Annotated in this window: 22 protein-coding genes and 1 pseudogene; 17 read left to right on the top strand and 6 right to left on the bottom strand. The window is 43.1% G+C overall.

Annotated elements, in window-relative coordinates; translation table 11 throughout:
* Positions 1-370: 370 nt before the first annotated feature.
* From GPK90_RS10215 to GPK90_RS10200, 4 genes are all read left to right on the top strand, one after another.
* Positions 371-607 (top strand): DUF6061 family protein, encoded by a 237-nt coding sequence (locus GPK90_RS10215; RefSeq protein ID WP_008400163.1) that lies wholly within the window; start codon positions 371-373, stop codon positions 605-607.
* Positions 608-1,071: 464 nt separating this feature from the next.
* On the top strand, positions 1,072-1,746 hold the full coding sequence (locus GPK90_RS10210; protein WP_044944580.1) for a response regulator transcription factor: 675 nt from the start codon (positions 1,072-1,074) through the stop codon (positions 1,744-1,746).
* Complete coding sequence (locus tag GPK90_RS10205; protein WP_055156874.1) at positions 1,734-3,056, top strand: HAMP domain-containing sensor histidine kinase; 1,323 nt, start codon at positions 1,734-1,736, stop codon at positions 3,054-3,056. The genes GPK90_RS10210 and GPK90_RS10205 overlap by 13 nt, the downstream gene beginning before the upstream one ends.
* Before the next feature lie 56 nt (positions 3,057-3,112).
* A complete protein-coding gene (locus GPK90_RS10200) occupies positions 3,113-3,628 on the top strand; it encodes an immunoglobulin-like domain-containing protein (protein ID WP_008400157.1) in 516 nt (171 codons plus the stop codon).
* Between the two features lie 339 nt (positions 3,629-3,967).
* Here GPK90_RS10200 and GPK90_RS10195 read toward each other — a convergent pair whose 3' ends face one another.
* From GPK90_RS10195 to GPK90_RS10180, 4 genes are all read right to left on the bottom strand, one after another.
* Positions 3,968-4,714 carry a DUF6040 family protein gene (locus tag GPK90_RS10195; protein WP_055156872.1) on the bottom strand — a complete coding sequence of 249 codons (747 nt, stop codon included), beginning with the start codon at positions 4,712-4,714 and terminating at the stop codon, positions 3,968-3,970.
* The gene (locus GPK90_RS10190) at positions 4,653-6,374 is read right to left on the bottom strand and encodes a MobA/MobL family protein (RefSeq protein ID WP_055228713.1); all 1,722 of its coding nucleotides are present in this window, start codon (positions 6,372-6,374) and stop codon (positions 4,653-4,655) included. Before GPK90_RS10190 ends, GPK90_RS10195 begins: the two co-directional genes overlap by 62 nt.
* Before the next feature lie 327 nt (positions 6,375-6,701).
* Complete coding sequence (locus tag GPK90_RS10185) at positions 6,702-7,016, bottom strand: hypothetical protein (RefSeq protein ID WP_005337289.1); 315 nt, start codon at positions 7,014-7,016, stop codon at positions 6,702-6,704.
* A 140-nt stretch (positions 7,017-7,156) separates the two neighbouring features.
* Positions 7,157-7,387 carry a helix-turn-helix domain-containing protein gene (locus GPK90_RS10180; protein ID WP_004843519.1) on the bottom strand — a complete coding sequence of 77 codons (231 nt, stop codon included), beginning with the start codon at positions 7,385-7,387 and terminating at the stop codon, positions 7,157-7,159.
* A 171-nt stretch (positions 7,388-7,558) separates the two neighbouring features.
* Between GPK90_RS10180 and GPK90_RS10175 the strand changes: the two genes are divergently transcribed.
* Both GPK90_RS10175 and GPK90_RS10170 read left to right on the top strand, forming a co-directional pair.
* Positions 7,559-8,188 carry a helix-turn-helix domain-containing protein gene (locus GPK90_RS10175; RefSeq protein ID WP_008402208.1) on the top strand — a complete coding sequence of 210 codons (630 nt, stop codon included), beginning with the start codon at positions 7,559-7,561 and terminating at the stop codon, positions 8,186-8,188.
* An 86-nt stretch (positions 8,189-8,274) separates the two neighbouring features.
* Positions 8,275-9,570, top strand: coding sequence for a tyrosine-type recombinase/integrase (locus tag GPK90_RS10170; RefSeq protein WP_008400148.1), 1,296 nt, complete (start codon positions 8,275-8,277; stop codon positions 9,568-9,570).
* A gap of 222 nt (positions 9,571-9,792) precedes the next feature.
* On the opposite strand, the gene GPK90_RS10165 is transcribed toward GPK90_RS10170, so the two are convergent.
* Complete coding sequence (locus GPK90_RS10165; protein ID WP_002594811.1) at positions 9,793-10,599, bottom strand: helix-turn-helix domain-containing protein; 807 nt, start codon at positions 10,597-10,599, stop codon at positions 9,793-9,795.
* A gap of 482 nt (positions 10,600-11,081) precedes the next feature.
* Here GPK90_RS10165 and GPK90_RS10160 point away from each other — a divergent pair, with 482 nt between their 5' ends.
* The 8 genes from GPK90_RS10160 to GPK90_RS10125 all read left to right on the top strand — a co-directional run bounded on the left by GPK90_RS10160 (position 11,082) and on the right by GPK90_RS10125 (position 16,667).
* On the top strand, positions 11,082-11,270 hold the full coding sequence (locus GPK90_RS10160) for a hypothetical protein (RefSeq protein WP_002594810.1): 189 nt from the start codon (positions 11,082-11,084) through the stop codon (positions 11,268-11,270).
* Positions 11,267-11,608, top strand: a complete 342-nt coding sequence (locus tag GPK90_RS10155) for a DeoR family transcriptional regulator (protein WP_002594809.1) — start codon at positions 11,267-11,269, stop codon at positions 11,606-11,608. Before GPK90_RS10160 ends, GPK90_RS10155 begins: the two co-directional genes overlap by 4 nt.
* Positions 11,601-11,897 (top strand): DUF3847 domain-containing protein, encoded by a 297-nt coding sequence (locus GPK90_RS10150; RefSeq protein ID WP_002594808.1) that lies wholly within the window; start codon positions 11,601-11,603, stop codon positions 11,895-11,897. Before GPK90_RS10155 ends, GPK90_RS10150 begins: the two co-directional genes overlap by 8 nt.
* A 311-nt stretch (positions 11,898-12,208) precedes the next feature.
* Entirely contained in the window at positions 12,209-12,463 is a 255-nt protein-coding gene (locus tag GPK90_RS10145) for a CPCC family cysteine-rich protein (RefSeq protein ID WP_002594807.1), read from the top strand.
* 21 nt (positions 12,464-12,484) lie between these two features.
* On the top strand, positions 12,485-12,889 hold the full coding sequence (locus GPK90_RS10140) for a hypothetical protein (RefSeq protein ID WP_002594806.1): 405 nt from the start codon (positions 12,485-12,487) through the stop codon (positions 12,887-12,889).
* A 182-nt stretch (positions 12,890-13,071) separates the two neighbouring features.
* Positions 13,072-14,652: a MobQ family relaxase gene (gene mobQ, locus GPK90_RS10135; RefSeq protein WP_117536678.1), complete on the top strand. Its 1,581-nt coding sequence runs from the start codon at positions 13,072-13,074 to the stop codon at positions 14,650-14,652.
* A 64-nt stretch (positions 14,653-14,716) separates the two neighbouring features.
* Positions 14,717-15,361, top strand: coding sequence for a CHC2 zinc finger domain-containing protein (locus GPK90_RS10130; protein WP_215702875.1), 645 nt, complete (start codon positions 14,717-14,719; stop codon positions 15,359-15,361).
* On the top strand, positions 15,330-16,667 hold the full coding sequence (locus GPK90_RS10125) for a virulence-associated E family protein (protein ID WP_117452251.1): 1,338 nt from the start codon (positions 15,330-15,332) through the stop codon (positions 16,665-16,667). Before GPK90_RS10130 ends, GPK90_RS10125 begins: the two co-directional genes overlap by 32 nt.
* Positions 16,668-16,695: 28 nt before the next feature.
* On the opposite strand, the gene GPK90_RS19570 is transcribed toward GPK90_RS10125, so the two are convergent.
* A complete protein-coding gene (locus tag GPK90_RS19570; RefSeq protein ID WP_117524374.1) occupies positions 16,696-16,935 on the bottom strand; it encodes a tweety protein in 240 nt (79 codons plus the stop codon).
* On the opposite strand from GPK90_RS19570, the gene GPK90_RS10120 reads away from it, so the two are divergent.
* The 3 genes and pseudogenes from GPK90_RS10120 to GPK90_RS10110 form a co-directional block, all read left to right on the top strand.
* Entirely contained in the window at positions 16,909-17,106 is a 198-nt protein-coding gene (locus GPK90_RS10120; protein WP_055270759.1) for a hypothetical protein, read from the top strand. The two genes, GPK90_RS19570 and GPK90_RS10120, sit on opposite strands and share 27 nt — an antisense overlap.
* The gene (locus GPK90_RS10115) at positions 17,107-18,777 is read left to right on the top strand and encodes a recombinase family protein (protein WP_208318509.1); all 1,671 of its coding nucleotides are present in this window, start codon (positions 17,107-17,109) and stop codon (positions 18,775-18,777) included.
* Between the two features lie 90 nt (positions 18,778-18,867).
* Positions 18,868-18,951, top strand: a pseudogene (locus tag GPK90_RS10110) (Maff2 family mobile element protein); the annotation flags it as partial.
* Positions 18,952-19,048: the final 97 nt, after the last annotated feature.

Genomic DNA, 19,048 nt, shown 5'->3' with positions numbered 1-19,048 from the left:
TCTATAACTACACGATCACAATCTCGATCGATGACAGTAATGTGAATTTTAAAGCGGAAGATGATTTGCCAAAATAAATTCAAGTTGATATTTCACTTATTTTAGGAAATTTAATAACTGTTATAGTTGATTATCAAATTCCTCACAAACCCTTGAAAATACTAAGTTTGTAGCAAGTGAACTTTCCCTTACTCTTTCCCTTGTATTATATTCTCTCATTGGTTTTCATGAACCTTAATATGGGAAAAATTAAGGGAAAGAAAAATTCGTACATAGTATAACATATAACAATAACGACATGGTGAACTGAATGAAATGTTTTCGATATTTAACTCTGTAAATGATTATTAAAAAATGGAGATAAGATACAATGAGAACAATTTATGCAGAATACAACATAAACCACGATAGTATTGATGTTTACACAAGTGCCGGATATATGCTTCGCATTAATTGTTGGGAAGCTGAAAAAAATTTAAAAACCACATATGGATCAGAATGTGCGCTTACTTCATTGGCTGTGGATGAGCCTTTGGAATATGCAAGATTATATCTTGATGGCAATTTACAGATGTGGGTGGATGCAGAAGATTCACTTGAATTATAGGCAATTTAAACAAAAGTTTATATCTGATTTTCGATTATCCATATGAACACTTTACTTTCAAGCATTTTGAGAAATATAGAAAAACGCTAATTTTACCACTAATAAATGAGCCTTGATATGACACTAAAAACAATATGGGAGATAGCACAATATCTGTGTATCTCCCGTTTTTCATTTTTGTAATATAATTACTTCACTCTAATTTTTATATTTTCTTATTTTTCAATAATCATAGGACTTATTTCTAAATCTGCCATAGACTGCTTTGTTTGGTATGGCTTTCGGGATATGATTACACACATCATAGTGTGGATAGTAATAGAGCATAAAACATGTAGAGTAAGGTTGCTACAACTCATATTGCCATATATAATAACTAATGACATCGAAAATTAAAGAAATTGATTAGAAATAGATTTTTGTTTGATAATCTTAAATCAGATATTCACAATGGAGGCATATTTATGGCGCAGAGTATTTTAATTGTAGACGATGAAAAAGAAATTGTATCAATGCTGTATTGCTATTTCAGCAAACTTGGATATACGGTATATACTGCAACAGCAGGAAATGCTGCATTAAAAGAAGTAGAAAAAAAACCTGACATTATTTTGTTAGATGTCAATATGCCAGATATAGATGGATTTACTGTTTGCGAAAGGATACGGGATTATGTTTCATGCCCTATAATTTTTTTAACAGCACGCATTGAAGATAGTGATAAAATAAAAGGATTTTCTATTGGCGCAGACGACTATGTAATAAAACCATTTTCTGTTGATGAATTAGAAGCTCGCATTGCAGCACATCTTCGCAGAGAAAAAAGACACAATATATCTTCAAAGGTGCAATTTGATGAAGATATGGTTATAGATTATTCCTCACGTATTGTGTTTTATCATAATAAGGATATGGCTTTTACCAAAAAGGAATTTGATATAATATCTTTCCTTTCGCAAAACAAAGGAATTGTTTTTGACCGGGAAACTATTTATGAAAAAGTTTGGGGATTAGACGGCATTGGTGATAATACAGTTGTTACAGAACATATCAGACGTATTAGGGCAAAATTTTTATCTTTAGGCGATAGACCTTACATTGAAACTGTTTGGGGGTGCGGATATAGATGGAAAAATTAAAGAGAAGCAGATTGTTCAATCGGTTAAATAGCATGAGTATTAGAATGACCTTTGTTCTTTATGCTTTGTTTTCGTTGTTGATTGGAATAATTATTTGTATACTTTTAATTTCAATGGTTGACAGATACAGAATAAATTTAAACTATAAGTATGAAAATCTGTCAACGAGGTATGATATACCGGAAAATGGCTCATTTACCGCCACTTATAGTAATGACCAAACAAAATACACAATATTTGACACGAAAGGAAACGAGATATGCAAGTTCAATGTTGATTATCAAAAAGAACGCCCAGTACACGAATATGTCTATCCGAACCATGTTTCATATATCGAAGTTTTACCTAATTTTACAAACCGGGATAGGCTTATTGACAGTGCTTTAGGTTCATTAAATATTGCAATTATTCCTATCGTATTATCTATTAGTATGATATGTTGTGTAACATTTTTTTATAAAAAAAAATTATCGAAACCTATTAAGCTATTAACTAATGCGTATCATAAAATTGAAGCAAATGACTTAGATTTTACGTTATCATATCCATTAAATGATGAAATGGGGAAACTTTGTCATGCCTTTGAAAAAATGAAAGACTGTTTGTCGAAAAATAATGAAACTATGTTTCGACAATTTGCTGAACAGCGCCGTCTAAATGCTGCTTTTTCGCATGACTTACGCACTCCTTTGACTTTACTAAAGGGTCATGCTACTATGCTGCTTTCCTTTATTCCCAAAGGCTTAGTATCACAACAAGAAATATTAGATGAAATATCAGTAATGTCAAAAAATATTTCACGTCTTGAAAAATATGTAAATGCTATGACGAACTTATACAGGTTAGAGGATATTGATATTCCACGACAACAGATTACATTTCATTCACTTATTGATAATTTTAATAACACAGCAGAAGCACTTTGTTATGACAAACATTTTTCAATTACTACAAGCGGTAATAATATAACCTTGTTTATCAATTTAGATACAGTCATGCAGATTTATGAAAACTTACTCTCTAATAGTATTAGATACGCAAAAAGTGATATTGCTATTAGCGTAGTAATAGAGAATGATAATTTAGTTATATCTGTTTCAGACGATGGTTGCGGGTTTAAAAATATTGATATTGAAAAGGCGACATTACCATTTTATAAATCATCGAAAGATATAGCTACTGAACATTTGGGGTTAGGGCTGAATATTAGTAAGATTTTAAGTGAAAGACATGGCGGAAATATCCAAATTGCTAATAATAAAGCAGGGGGAGCATGTGTTACAGTGAAAATAAATTGCAATGAAAGTTGATTGAAAATAGACATTTTATTGCTATTATAAATTTAAAAGAAAGGAGATAAGGACAAATGAAAAAAATAATATGTATGTTTCTAACCTTATTGTTATTGGTGTGTATTGTTGGGTGTAGTCAAGCAAAGGACAGTGATAATCATGTAGTACAAGATTATTCCGAAGAATATGAGGTTTCTCCTTATGGAAGTGAAGAAGCGCTTGACACTTTGGGCGATTTGAAGATTTCAATGAGTACAGAAAAGGATTTAGACTTAAAGCACCTTTCATTTCTAATAGAAAATACTTCTGATAAAGAATACCAATATTCACCAGATTATTTTGAAATAGAAGCTGAACAATCCGGCACTTGGTATCAACTTAAACAGCTTGATGACCCCTCAAAGAGCAATGAAAAGGATTGCTTTATTAAGCCTAACGAACGATTAACATTAGAAATTGATGTTAAAAGTTTTTATGGAGAATTGCCTGCTGGACACTATCGTTTGATTAAACAATTTGCGTTCTTTGAAAGTGAAAGAGATTGGGATTACGATACATATAATTTATCTTGCGAATTTACGATAAGGTAAAAATTCTCTACTTCATAAGCATGAAAAAAAACCGCTTATGAAGTAGAAAGTTCTCATGCCGTTTTCTTTTGTAAAAATGAGAATACGGAGGGTGTGTTAAAGTCGCCCTTTTTCAAGGATACGGTGGTATCAAGGAGGTATTGCCATGTCCTTTTTTATGTACCATGTGGAGCATATTTATGTCTAGGAAGAAATACAGTAAAGCATTCAAACTAAGGCTTTTAAAAAAGCATAATGAAACAGGCATATCCTACTAGAAATTGGAAAAGGATAATATAATAGCAGGGGACGATGTGTGTTTTTATCCCCTGCTTTTATACGTTTTTTATCATATTTTGATCAATATAGCTTGGTATTTAACTGATTTTTCAAATAACATCTAAGTCCAACATATACTCCTTGCGAAAGTACAAAAAGCAATAGAAGATTTACTGACAGTGTTTTTTTGATGGATTCTCCAAAATAAATGATGACAGCAGCACTTGTCAGTATCATCAGTAGAGTAATAAAATCCCAACAGTTTTTCTTATATAATTCTATAACCTTTATTTCTATCAGTATCACCAGTATCCCTGTTCCTGCTACGCATATTCCGACAACCAATATCAGCAATAACCAATATATGATTCCGGCTATAAACGCATTTGGAATTTTGGTACTAATCTGTGCCGCAGAATGTCCGGCAGCAATCGTCCATCCGATAAAAGTTTGTATGAATGACGCTGCATCATGGAAGAATGATTTACAATCGGAAAGGAACACATCTGACTGTACTGCCTGAAAAAGAGTGGTTGTCAGCGAATACCATGCAAGAAGGAACAAGGTTGTTTGGAATATTACCGTTTTTGCTTTATACTGTCCTGCAAGTCGCTCTTTTTGTGTTTCGTATTTCGCTTTTTCATTCTGATAGGCTGTCCGGTCACAGGCTTCACATTTTTCATAGAGCACCGGCTTTTCTACCGGTATCTCTACGATTTTCTGATGTGTCCGGGCATAATCCCGTTGTTGTGTTAAGCATCGTATTTTATCTTGACATTCCCCTATCGTGACGTTTGCGCTTCGCAGCTTCTCTTTCTCGATCTGCAATGCTCTGTCTGCCAGCTTCAAGTCGTTCTTTAATGCTTGAATATTCCCGGCTCTGTTCTCTTTGTTTAATTTCTCGTTCAAGGTCAGAGATTCGCTGAGCTGCGTCTTCAGTTCCACGATAAGCTGGTCTTTCTGTTCCAGTTCTTCTTGTATCTCCTCGGTCAAGAGCAGAAGTTCTTCCAACTGTTCGGCGTTCTTTGATTCTCTGGATTCGTTCATCTATATCACGTCCTTTCCTTATTTGCTGTTCCAGTTCAGCAATTCGGTGTTCTGTTTCAGCAATAAACTGTTTTCGCTGTTCAGATTCTGTGCCAATTTCTGCCATTGCTGATTTTCGTTTTCCAAAAGTTCTATCTTCGTTTTCTGTTCTTCCATCTTGGAAAGCAGTTCCTCGGTATTTGGCAAAATGTTGAGCAGCTCGGATAACTCGCTGTTTAATTTTTGCAATTTCTGATTCTGTTCCTGCATAAGAGAGAGTTGGGTGTCCCGGTTCTGCATTTCCAGAATCATTTCTGTCATTAAGGTCTGCTGTTCTTCGATTTGCCCAATCATGGACTCCATTAAGGGTATAATTTCCCGGCTTTCTTCTAATGTCATTTAATCGCTCCTTCCATAATGATAATGCACCCGATACTTTTCCAAAGGTGTCCAGTATCTTTTGCAATAACGTGTTTTGTTGTTTTATGATTTGATTTTCCGCTACTTTCCACGAACCTTTTATTTCCTGCCCGACAAGAAACTTTTGTTCAATCTTTCTTGCGTCAGCACCTTCATGGATGGTAGGAATCTGGAGTTTTCCCTGTTTTTCATAAGAACGGTGATCGACCTGATTATGCAAAGAAAGATGTTCATTACACACCTTTGCCCACTCACTCCGCCATAGTTCACAATTTTTTGGATTGTTCCATCCAGTAGCATCGGTCAGCACCCGTTTCCATTGCAGGCGGTTTCTTGCACCAATCTTCTGAATTCCGTTTTCGTCTAATACAGGGATACGGATTCCATGACGGTCAGGGTTTTTCTTATCCTGCCACCAGTTCGGATGGGATTCATCAATCACGATATTTCCGTTTTTATCTCTGACAAAATCCCAATCCTTGACTTCTTTCTTTCCCCAAGAATGATCCGGGTTAAAAGGACGCATAGTCAGAAGCAGATGGACATGGGGGTTGCCATCCCCTTTATCGTGGATACTCCAATCAGCGCACATTCCTCTATCTACAAAAGTTTTTTGGATATAGTCAGTTGTATATTGAATTTGTTCCTGTCTGTTCCATTCTTTGGGAAGGGCAAATTCAAATGACCTGCCAAATTGGGCATCCGCACTTTTTTCAATCTTCAATACCTCATTCCATAACCTCTGTTTCTGAAATGTGATTTTAAATTTTTCTAAAGCAGCTTCTTTATCTGCTGACTTTTTGTATCGGACAGATTTCTGAAAGCGTTTTATATTTTCCTCTGGTACTATCTGCCATTCAGGAGGTGCGTTTTCGCACATCATCAGACTGGTGTAGACCACTTCTTTTTTAGAAGTGTAATAACTGATTCGCCCGGTTTCCTTATTTTTCATCACATCCCCATTGAGATATGCGGAAGCGGAGATAACAGATTTCCCTTTACTACGTCCGACTATTTTGACTGTGTAATGAAAAATCGCCATGTCTGGATGCCTCCTTTCTGCACATCCGGCATAGATTTCCGGCAACATTGCTTTCGGTTTTAGGAAAAGCAGCATTGCCGGAACGCCCTCTGCGTAAGAGTGCCCTGCGCATAGCAGCCTGCATGGAATGCGCCCCTCTGGCGAAGAGTGCCTCCTGCGGCATGAGCAGGTCTGGCTGAAAGCCCCGCCGACGGAACGAGCCCGGCAAGCGTGAGCGCAGACCGGTTGCCACTTGTGGCAAACTTATTGGGACGACCTCTGGTTGTCCATAAGTGCGCCCTTCATAAAAAAGCAATGAAGGGAATGAAAACCTCATCCCCTCCGCCATTACACTTCCTCCATATCGGTATTTGTTTCTTTCTGCATTGCCTTTGAGAAAAATTTCCCGTTGGCTTCCTGCTTTTTCAGAAAACCAATCAGCTTTGGGATGTCTTCTTCCTCAATAGGCGAACCAAGAACGGATTCCACCGCACCGCCAACCTGACAGAGCCTATGGGTTCGTTTTTTACTTTCTTCGGCTTTCTTTCGCTTCAGAAGTTCTTTCTTCTGTGCTGCATATCTTTTCGCCTTTTCAAGGCTTTCCTGCTCTTTCTTTTCCATTTCAAGCATTCGTTCTTCATAACTTTTTGTTGATTTTGCCATTATTACATTCTCCTTTCTCTTGCAAACATAAGTTCTTGGTTGCGTATCAGAAGAAGCACATGGTATAATCTTCTTGCGTGTAGGTATATCATGGCTTCGGTCTGATAGAACCTTTGGCGGTTTCTTTGGAAGCCGCCTTTTTAATTTGCCGCAGTTCTTGTTACGGCTTTTACATTTCCTCTATCCCTCAAATCACGACCTTCATTCGCTTCCATAAACATTTCCAGAATATCGGTTTTAATCAGGACTTTGCGACCAACCTTTAATACTGGAAGTTTCTTCCATTCTACAAGCTGTCTTAAGGTGTTTCTGCCGATTCCCGTATAGTCAGCAGCTTCTTCGATGGATAATGCAATTTTTCTTTGCGTCATATAATCACCTCCTTATAAATTGCATTATGCAATTCTTGTGATGTAAGTATATCCTTTTCATATCTTTTTGTCAAGCGTTACGAAATATTAAAAGCAAATATTATATTGCATATTGCAATTTTGGAAAAACAATGCTATAATTCATACATACCGAAAAAGGAGGCAGTCAGCATGAAAGATAAAGAACTACGCAAGCTGATAGGCAGCAGAGTAAAACAGCGCCGTCTGGAATTGAATCTGACACAGCCTTATGTCGCAGAAAAGATGGGGGTTACCGCTTCTACAATCCTGCGTTATGAGAATGGTTCGATTGACAATACGAAAAAAATGGTGCTGGAAGGTCTTTCGGAAGCACTCCATGTATCTGTGGAATGGCTCAAAGGGGAAACAGATGAATATGAAACCGACATTACGGATAAGAGAGAGTTACAGATTCGTGATGCGATGGGAGATATTCTGGAACAGTTACCGCTTGCCCTTACCAAAGAAGAAGATGCTTTTTCAAAAGATTTATTACTGCTGATGTTAAAACAATATGGTCTGTTTTTGGATTCCTTTCAGTTCGCCTGCAAAAACTTCAAGGGGAATGCTGGTCAGACGGATATTGCCAAAACAATAGGGTTTGAATCGAATGATGAATATAATGAGATTATGTTCTTAAGGGAAATCACTCCTACCATCAATGCTTTTAATGAGATGGCAGACGTTGTAAGGCTCTATTCCAAGAAACCAAAAACAGCAGAACAAAGGCTTGCAAATCTTTTATCAGAAGTCTTATACGAAGATTCCGAATCGGTATAGTAAGACAACCGGAGTTATGATATACTTACACGCACGAAGCATTTCATCAGTTCCGATTGTCTAATATCGAAAGGAGACATACGATTATGGCAAAAGGATCTGTAAGAAAAAAAGGAAAGAAATGGTACTACCGCTTCTATGTAGAGGACGCAAGCGGCAATCTTGTTCAGAAAGAATGCGTTGGAACAGAAAGCAAAAGTGAAACTGAAAAGCTGCTCCGTCAGGCAATGGATGATTATGAGAAAAAGAAATTTGTTGCCAAAGCGGAAAATCTCACAGTCGGACAACTTCTGGATGTGTGGGCAGAGGAGGAATTAAAAACAGGTACGCTCAGCAATGGTACTGTGGAGAATTACCTCGGAACAATCCGAAATATTAAGAAACATCCGCTGGCAGAACGGAAATTAAAAAATGTAACCTCTGAGCATTTGCAATCTTTCTTTGATTTGCTTTCCTTCGGGGGAGTTCATCCCGATGGAAAAGAGAGAAAGGGTTACAGCAAAGATTACATCCATTCTTTTTCCGCAGTCATGCAGCAGTCTTTCCGCTTTGCAGTATTTCCAAAACAGTATATTACGTTCAATCCCATGCAGTATATTAAACTGCGGTATCAGACGGACGAAGTTGATTTGTTTTCGGATGAGGACATGGACGGAAATATCCAACCAATTTCACGAGAAGATTATGAAAGACTGCTTGCGTATCTTCAAAAAAAGAACCCAGCCGCAATACTTCCAATCCAGATAGCCTATTATGCCGGGCTTCGTATTGGAGAAGCCTGTGGTTTGGCATGGCAGGACGTAAATCTGGAAGAACAATGCCTTACCATAAGACGCAGCATCCGATATGATGGCTCAAAGCGCAAATATATCATCGGACCAACCAAGCGGAAAAAAGTGAGGATTGTTGATTTTGGAGATACGCTGGTAGAGATTTTCCGCAATGCCCGGAAAGAGCAGTTAAAAAATCGAATGCAGTACGGAGAACTTTATCACACGAACTACTACAAAGAGGTCAAAGAGAAAAACAGAGTGTACTACGAATATTACTGCTTAGACAGAACAGAGGAAGTCCCGGCAGATTATAAAGAAATTTCTTTCGTCTGCTTAAGACCGGATGGTTGTCTGGAACTTCCGACTACTTTGGGGACGGTATGCAGAAAGGTGGCAAAAACATTAGAGGGATTTGAAGGCTTTCATTTCCACCAGTTACGTCACACCTATACAAGCAACCTTTTGGCAAATGGAGCTGCTCCAAAAGATGTGCAGGAATTATTAGGACACTCAGATGTAAGTACCACAATGAATGTCTATGCTCACTCCACAAGAGATGCGAAACGAAAATCGGTTCGGCTTCTTGATAAAGTGGTAGGCAATGATTAAAAAAAATTCCCTTATTTCCCTTGTGATTATCTCATAAGGGCAAAAATAAGGGAAACTACATATCATTTCACTAATGGACAGGCAGGAAAGCCTATAAAATGGGGAAAGTTAGAGGAATAATTATATAAATTCAAGTTTGTCGTTCTAAAAATTCAACTGAATAATCCCAGCAAAAACCGCTGCTACATGGAAGCCAACAAACCATGCAACAGCGGTTTTTCTTTACCGTTTTTTCCTCTGGCTGATAGGCGTTCCCATTTTCTTTGACTTTTTGAGAATACGAATGAGCCAGCGAAATTCTTCGTCTGACAGATTTTTGTAGTTGATACCAAGCTGCTTGCAGTAAAGGACAACCAGCTTTTCATCCCGGCTGCCCTTGAAATTTTCGACCGCTTCCAGATTTTCTTTCAGTTCATTGGCAACAGTGGTCTGGGGTGCACTCTCACTGTCCTTTTTATGGGCTTCCCGAATATCCCGGATAATGAGGTTGAGGTCATCCAGAACCATGTGGCTGAAATATTCATCATCGCTGATATGGGCGGCTTGCAACACTTTCAAATGGGGGTCATCTTCGCCGGGGCGATACCGTTCAATGATTTCATGCCGGACGGTATCGACAAGGGCGTTGAGGTTCTGAATCTGCATGGTGGCAATCCCATCCACATAAATCTCAATGTCCGCAAGAAACTTGATAAAGTCCTTATGGGTGGCAAGTTCGCAGAGCAGACGGTTGTTAATCCGACCGCTTTTCAGAAGTGCTACCATCTCATCACTCAAATGCAGCTCCCTTAATGGCGTGTTGATCTCCGCCCGGTTCTCTGTCCGGCAAAAGAGATAATCGAGGGACACCCCATAAAAATCTGCCAGCAGGATAAGGTTACCATGATTGATTTCCTTATAGTCATCTTTTTCATAACTGCCAAGAGCCGATTTTGAAATACCCGTTTGCTCTGCCAGTTCTTCCAGTTTTAATCCTTTGTTTAATCGTAAATCTTTTAGCCGTTCCTGTATTGTAGTAGCTCCGTTCATTGAAGCAGTTCCTCCTTCTGACGACATTTATAACCGTTGAATTGATTATACCATATCAATTCCGCAATCGTGGAAATTTCTGATTTTTCCCCGAATTCCTACTTTGTGGACATACGGCACAGGGCACAAAAATGTTCTATGATACAGGTAGTTCATCGATGGATTATTCCAATCGAATGACCAGCCTGTGTGGGATATGCTTCCCCGGCGATGTAGTGCCATGACTTTTGGCAGGGATGTGGAGGAACCCTTACCAAAACGAGCATACCAAAGGGAGCGATACGCCGCTGTGAGATTCAGGGGAGGAACGACACCGGGGAGAACTGGCGAACTGACACCGAAATGATACCGAAACACGACAATCTGATAGGGGGACAGTCTACCCTATCGCTGATACTTCGGGAGATTTTAAGCGGCTCTATGGCTGTAATTTTGCCGAAAATCGCCCCGAAACCATACACGAAAACGGGAGGAAGCGCAATATGCCGAGAATGAGCAAAAAGAGGAAGCATGAGCTTTCCTTTTACCTCAATGACCGGGGGCGTGTCACTTACAACGAATTATGCCGGAAATGCCAGCATGGGTGCAGGCAGAGCTTCCGGGCGGTTGTGATTCACTGCCCCCGTTATTTATCCAAACGAGCAAAGAAAAAGGAGGAACACACCGAATGAATTTTGAATTTATGACGATAGACACACCATTGCCGCCCTGTATGGCTTTTCCAAGAGCGTTGACAGGGTTTCCAGTCAGCAGCACCGCAAAGGTCATGTACTGCCGGATGTTGGACGCTATGCTCTCCAATGGGCAGGAGGACGAGAACGGAATCCTGTTTGTCTGCTTCCCTGTCACAGCCATTGCCGCAGTCCTGTCCCGCAGCCCCATGACGGTCAAGCGTTCTTTGAATGAACTGGAAACCGCCGGACTTATCATGCGGGTGCGTCAGGGAGTTGGAGAACCAAACCGAATTTATGTGCTGATACCGGGAAAGGAGGATGCTGCCCTTGCCTGATACCTCAAAGCTGGAAAAGCTCAACCGGGAGCTGGAAAAAAGCGAAAAGAAGCTGCGGAAAGCCATCAATGATGAAAAGGCGTTGCAGCACCAGTTAAAGCAGCTTACCCGAAAGGAACGGACGCACCGGCTCTGCACTCGTGGCGGTATGCTGGAAAGTTTTCTGCAAGAACCGGAACGCCTGACAGACGATGATGTCATGCTGTTGTTGAAACTCATTTTTCACAGACAGGACACGCAGGAACTATTGAAAAAACTGCTGGAACGGGAGAAGCCGGAAACCCCTTAGTTTACTAAGGGCGCAATTATACACCACCCAGAGGTTGGTGCATTGCGTTCTCCGAAGGCTCCTCGCCGGAGGGCTGTGATTTTCCGCAGTCAAGGTCTGCTCCAAATCATACAGGGGACGCTACGCTTCCCCTGCGCTGGCTGCCGCCAGCTACCCTTTTGTGGACTTGCCATCTGGGGACACCTTGCGCTGTAAGCTGTTCCCAGCCGACAAGTTTCATAAAATATGCTATCTTTTCGATAATCGATGAAGTATAATAAAGTCAGAAATAAATCAGGAATTTGAGGTCAAGGCTTAAACGGGAGGTTTATATGAAAAAATACCAATGTCCTTGCTGCGGATATTTTACCTATAATGTTCCGGCAAATGAAGATTGTGGGTATATCTGTCCCGTTTGTTTTTGGGAGAATGACCCGTTCATTGCTTCTGATAACGAACCAAGCGACTCTAATCATGGAATAACACTAAAAGAAGCAAAATTAAATTTCTCAACATTCGGAGCTTGTGAAAAAGAAATGGTGTGTTATGTCCGACTACCAAGAGATGATGAAAAAGAAATTTCATAGTAGTGTGTAAAGGAGAATCAAATGAAGCATAAAAAGTTTTTGTTAATTGCACTGATATGTTTAATCGGTATAGGTATTAGCTTTCTTTTGTTTTCTGCTCATAGACCATTCAAAGATTTAGAGGCAGCAGATATTACTTCGGCAAGTGTTCGGTTATCGCCACCTGATACAACAATTCAGATAGTAGAAACAGAGGAATTAGTATCATATCTCAATGAGGTAGTTATTTACAATAAGGACAACTCATATACAGAATATGCCGGACAAGCAGTTATTTTCACTCTGTCTTTGGCAGATGGTTCTCAAGTGGAGATTATAGCATACAATCCATTTATTATAATTGACGGTATTGGTTATAAATGCAAATATGAACCTTGTGAAGCTCTTAATCATTATGCTAATGAGCTAATGACAAGAGAACCATAATTTTTAAGTGTACCATCTACCCATCGGGTCAACTTGTCCCGAACTTTTACAGCTAAATATCCGCCGCCCTCACAGCGGCACACCGAGCAGGAAATCTGAAAAAGGTCTCCTGCTTTTTTTCTGCCAAAATGAGGTGGTAAAACGCCACCCCATCCACCAATTACCGAAAGGAGGGACACGAAATGCCCTGCCCACACAACGAAATCACGATTGTTCAGCGCAGCCAGCGGCAGTCTGCGGTTGCCGCCGCTGCTTACCAGAGTGGCGAAAAGCTGTTCTGTGAATACGACCAGCAAGTGAAGCACTACCCGGAAAAGCGTGGTATCGTCCACAATGAGATTCTGCTCCCAGCAAATGCCCCGCCGGAGTATGCAGACCGTAATACCTTATGGAACGCCGCCGAAGCGGTGGAGAAGCAATGGAACTCCCAGCTTGCAAGGAGGTGGGTGCTTACCATCCCCAGAGAGATACCGCCCGACCAGTACGCTGTCCTTGTCCGGGAGTTTTGCCAGCAGCAGTTTGTTTCCAAAGGCATGATTGCTGATTTTGCAATCCATGACCCCCATCCGCCGGGACACAATCCCCATGCCCATGTCCTGCTGACTATGAGAGCAATGGACGAACATGGAAAATGGCTTCCCAAGAGCCGCAAGGTTTATGACCTTGATGAAAGCGGAGAACGGATAAAACTTCCGTCCGGCAGGTGGAAAAGCCACAAGGAGGATACGGTTGACTGGAACGACCAGAAGTATTGTGAAATCTGGCGGCATGAATGGGAGGTCATCCAGAACCGCTATCTGGAAGCCAATGACCGCCCGGAGCGTGTGGACTTGCGTTCCTATGCCAGACAGGGGCTTGATATTATCCCTACTGTCCATGAGGGGGCTGCTGTCCAGCAGATGGAAAAGCGTGGTATCCAGACAAATATCGGCAACCTGAACCGGGAAATCAAAGCTGCCAACCGCCTAATGAAGTCCATCCGGCAGCTTATCCAAAACCTCAAAGGCTGGATTACCGAGCTGGGAGAAAAACGGAAGGAGCTGCTTGCACAAAAAGCGGCGGAGGAAGCGACACTTCTTCCCAATCTGCTGATGAAGTATATGGAGATACGAAAGGAAGAACGGAAGGACTGGACGAGGGCTGGACAGAACCGGGGGACTTCACAGGACTTAAAGGCAGTCAGCGAAGCCCTATCCTATCTCCGGCAAAAGGGGCTTTCCACTGTGGAGGACTTAGAAGCATTTCTGGAATCTTCCGGGAAATCAGCCGCAGATTACCGCAATCAGATGAAGCCAAAGGAAGCCCGCAGCAAAGTGATTGACGGGATTCTTGCCAGCCGGACAGACTGCAAGGAATGTAAGCCTGTCTATGAGAAGTACCAGAAGATGTTTTTTAAGAAAACAAAGGAGAAATTCAAACAGGAACACCCGGAGGTTGCCCGGTATGAGAAAGCCGCCGCCTACCTTGCCAAGCACCCGGACGATAAGGACAGTACCCAAAATGAGCTGCAAGAGGAGCAGGAAAAACTTCTCAGCGAAATCGCAGAGCTGAAAGAACCTTTGACCGAGGTACAGGCTGATTTGAAGAAGTTGCGGGACATCCGCTACTGGGTACGGAAAGCTACACCCGGCACAGAAGAAAGCAAAGAGCCGCCCAAGAAGCAGCCTATCAAGGAAGTCTTGCAGGATAAGGCAGACGAGAAAAAAGCACAAAGAACTGCCCAGGAACAGACGAAACACAAACAACAGGATATGGAACTTTAACAGGCACTTGCCATTTTCAATCAGAGAATGTCAGGTGCTTTTCTTTTTTCAAGGAGGGATAGATTTGAATGTATTTGAAGCTGTGAAGCAGTCCGTCACAACAAGACAGGCTGCGGAGCATTATGGAATCCATGTAGGTCGGAACGGGATGGCTTGCTGCCCGTTCCATAACGATAAAACCCCAAGCATGAAGCTGGATCGGCGTTACCACTGCTTCGGCTGCGGTGCGGATGGGGATGTGATTGATTTTGCCGCCGCCCTGTATGGGCTGAGAAAGAAAGAAGCCGCCGTACAGCTGGCACAGGACTTCGGGCTTTCCTATGAGGACTGGAAACCGCCGGGAAAGGAAAAAAAGCCAAAGCCCCGGCAGAAATCCCCGGAGGAACAGTTTCAGGAAGCAAAGAACCGCTGCTTCCGTATTCTTGCCGATTATCTCCACTTGCTTATGGCATGGAGAAAGGACTACGCCCCGCACTCCCCGGAGGAAGCCTTTCATCCCCGGTTCGTGGAAGCCTTACAGAAGCAAGCCCAAGCGGAATATCTGCTGGATATATTGCTGTTCGGGGAGACAGAGGAAAAAGCGGCTTTGATTGCGGACTACGGAAAGGATGTGATACAGCTTGAACAGCGAATGGCAGAGCTTGCAGCCGCAGACGCAGCAAGAATTAAAAAACACCATGAACGCCATGCAGCCACCCCAGAGCATTGAGGAAATCAAAGCGGGACTGGAAACTACCGAGAAAGGCGGTGTCCGTCAGAGCATACGGAACTGCCTGACCGTATTCCAGCGTGACCCGCTGCTTTCCGGGGCTATCGCATACAACATCCTGACCGACCGCAAGGACATCATAAAGCCCATCGGCTTCCACAGAGAAAGCACAGCCCTGAACGATACGGATATGAAGTATCTGCTTCTCTATCTGGAAGAAACCTACGGGCTTACCAATGAGAAAAAGATTGATAATGCCATCGGGATTGTGGCGAATGAAAACAAGTACCATCCCATCCGGGACTACCTAAGTGCCCTTGTGTGGGACGGGACAGAACGAATCCGTTTCTGTCTGCGGCACTTTCTGGGGGCTGACGCAGACGATTACACCTATGAAGCGTTGAAGCTGTTCCTGCTGGGTGCAATCTCACGAGCCTTTCAGCCGGGGTGCAAGTTTGAAATCATGCTCTGTCTGGTAGGCGGTCAGGGGGCTGGCAAGTCCACTTTCTTCCGTCTGCTGGCAGTCCGGGACGAGTGGTTCTCCGATGATTTGCGGAAGCTGGACGATGACAATGTGTACCGCAAGCTGCAAGGTCACTGGATTATCGAAATGTCGGAAATGATGGCAACTGCCAACGCCAAGAGCATTGAGGAAATCAAGTCGTTTTTAAGCCGGCAGAAAGAGGTCTACAAGATACCCTATGAAACCCACCCGGCAGACCGCCCCCGTCAGTGCGTGTTTGGCGGCACTTCCAATGCCCTTGACTTCCTGCCCCTTGACCGTTCCGGCAACCGCCGCTTTATCCCGGTCATGGTGTACCCGGAGCAAGCTGAGGTTCACATTTTGGAGGACGAAGCTGCTTCCAGAGCCTATATCGAGCAGATGTGGGCAGAAGCGATGGAGATTTACCGAAGCGGCAGGTTCAAGCTGGCTTTCAGCCCCGCCATGCAGCGGTATCTCAAAGAACACCAGCGGGATTTTATGCCGGAGGACACCAAAGCCGGGATGATACAGGCGTATCTTGATAAGTACACCGGGAGCATGGTCTGCTCCAAGCAGCTCTACAAGGAAGCCTTAAACCATGCCTTTGACGAGCCGAAGCAATGGGAAATCCGGGAAATCAACGAGATTATGAACCAGTGCATTGACCGCTGGCGGTACTTCCCGAACCCAAGAATGTTTTCCGAATATGGCAGACAAAAGGGCTGGGAGCGAGAAAACCCGGCAACGGACTCCGGCAACCCGTCTGAAAAAACGATGGACGGTTTTGTGGAGGTCACAGAACAGATGGAGCTTCCATTCTGAAAATGACCACCCGTTGCACCCCCTGTTGCTATCCCGTTGCCGAGCCGGTTGCCGGGGAAAACCCCTTATTTCCGGGCTTTTCTCCCTTATAACAACCAAAACAACAGAAAAATAAAAGAAAAGTATAAATAGTAACCACCGCCAGATTGAGATTGTTTGCAAGGTCTTTTGAAGCCCGTTGCCGGACTTCGTTGCCGACACCCTCTGTCTGGCTATTTTCATGTATGGAGGATAACTGCCTATGGCAAAAAACAAAACAGAGATTCATGTGACCACTGTATTTGACGGGGAGCTGGATGCAACCGATGTGTTCGTCAGCCTGATTTCCCAGAAATACGGAAAGACAAATACGAAAGAATATCTTGCTAAAAAGAAAGATATGAGCTATAATGAAGATGAGGTTCAAAAGAGCCAGATACCGTCTGGATTGTGTGGGTAAATGGCTATGATGAACGAAATGGAATACAGAACAATCGGTTCGGCACTTGCCGGGGGCTATCGTGCGGCGGTCTATTGCAGGCTGTCAAAGGACGATGACCTGCAAGGCGAAAGTGCCAGTATCGCAAACCAGCGTGATATGCTGGAAAAATACTGCGAAAAGCAGGGATGGGAGGTTGTGGCAGTCTATCAGGACGATGGTTTCACAGGTCTTAATATGGAGCGTCCTGATTTACAGAGAATGTTGAGAGCCATTGAGCGCAGGCAAATCAACCTTGTCATCACGAAAGACCTCAGCCGACTGGGGCGGAACTATCTGCAAACCGGGCATTTGATTGAGGACTTTTTCCCAAGAAACGGTGTCCGCTATATCGCCATGAATGACGGTATCGACACCCTGCGGGATAACAACGATATTGCCCCGTTCAAGAATATCCTGAACGAGATGTACAGCAAGGATATTTCCAAGAAAGTCCATTCCTCTTATCTTCTGAAAGCGCAGAAAGGACAGTTTACCGGGTGTCTTGCCCCGTTTGGGTATCGGAAAGACCCAGAGGACAAAAACCATCTGCTCATTGACGAGGAAACCGCCCCGATTGTGCGGCTGATTTTCGGGTATGCCCTAAACGGTCATGGTCCGAACTATATCCGCAGACGGCTGGAGGAAGAAAAAATCCCCTGCCCCACATGGTGGAACCGGGAACGGGGGCTTCGCAATACCCGCACCAAATGGGAAAAGAAAGACCCAGAAAAAGGACGGTATATGTGGGACTTCTCCGTTATCAAAGACCTTTTGATGAATCCCGTCTACACCGGGGCGATTGCTTCCCAGAAAAAGGACTACCGTTTCAAAATCGGCACGATTGGGGAAAAGAAGCCGGAGGACTGGATTGTGGTGGAGGGGCAGCATGAACCGCTGATTGACCGCATGAGCTTTGACATTGTGCAGAATAAGCTGAAATCCCGCCAGCGTCCGGGGCAGACCAATGAAATCAGCCTGTTTGCCGGACTGATAAAATGCGGCGAGTGTGGGAAGTCGCTGACGGTACGCTACACAAACGCAAAACATCCTCAGCAGATTTATTCCTGCAAGACCTACAATGCCTTTGGAAAGAACCACTGCACCCAGCATCGGATTGACTATGACACCCTTTACAGCCATGTGCTGCGGAAAATCCGGGAATGTGCCAGAGCTGCCCTGATGGACGGGGAAGCGGTTGCCGACCGCCTGACCAATACCTGTGAAGCCGAGCAGCGGGAACAGCGGGAAGCAATGGAACGCTCCCTTACAAGGGACGAGGAACGGATTGAGGTTCTGGACAAAATGGTCATGCGGCTTTATGAGGATATGATTGCAGGGCGTATCAGTGAGCAGAATTTCAACACCATGCTGGAAAAGACACAGACCGAGCAGACGGAGCTTAAAGCAAAGGTGTCCGAGGGCAGAAAGCGGCTGTCTGATGAAGTCCAGCTTGCCAATGACGCAAAACAATGGGTGGAAGCCATTCAGGAATATGCCAACATCACAGAGCTGGACGCAGCCACCCTTAACCGCTTAATCAAAGAAATCGTCGTGCATGAGCGCATTGACGAAGATAAAACAAGACACATTTCTATCGAAATTCATTTTAATCTCAAACCCATCCCGGAGGTGGAACAGGTCACTGCCTGACCTGTCCCGCCGGGACGGTTCTCTTAAAAACACCATATAGATTTTTTGTACGCCGCCGCCCGCCATCGAGCAGAGTTTTACACCTAATTGGGGATAAAACAGCTCATGGCTGGCGGCGGTGTCGTTCTGATCGGCCTTCAGCTTATCCCTCTGCTGTCCGGCCTGTTCAGCTAAGTGTCACCCGTTGTCCCTTTTCCAGAAAAGGAGCTGATGTATGGACTTTATCATCGACGCAATCGTTGAATGGCTGAAAGGTCTGCTCGTCGATGGT

Origin of the sequence: Clostridium sp. MCC344 (genome assembly GCF_018785365.1) — a bacterium.
Classification (GTDB): Bacteria; Bacillota; Clostridia; order Lachnospirales; family Lachnospiraceae; genus Pilosibacter.
The sequence above is the reverse complement of the archived record's forward strand: the minus strand, read 5'-3'. Positions and strand labels throughout refer to the sequence as shown.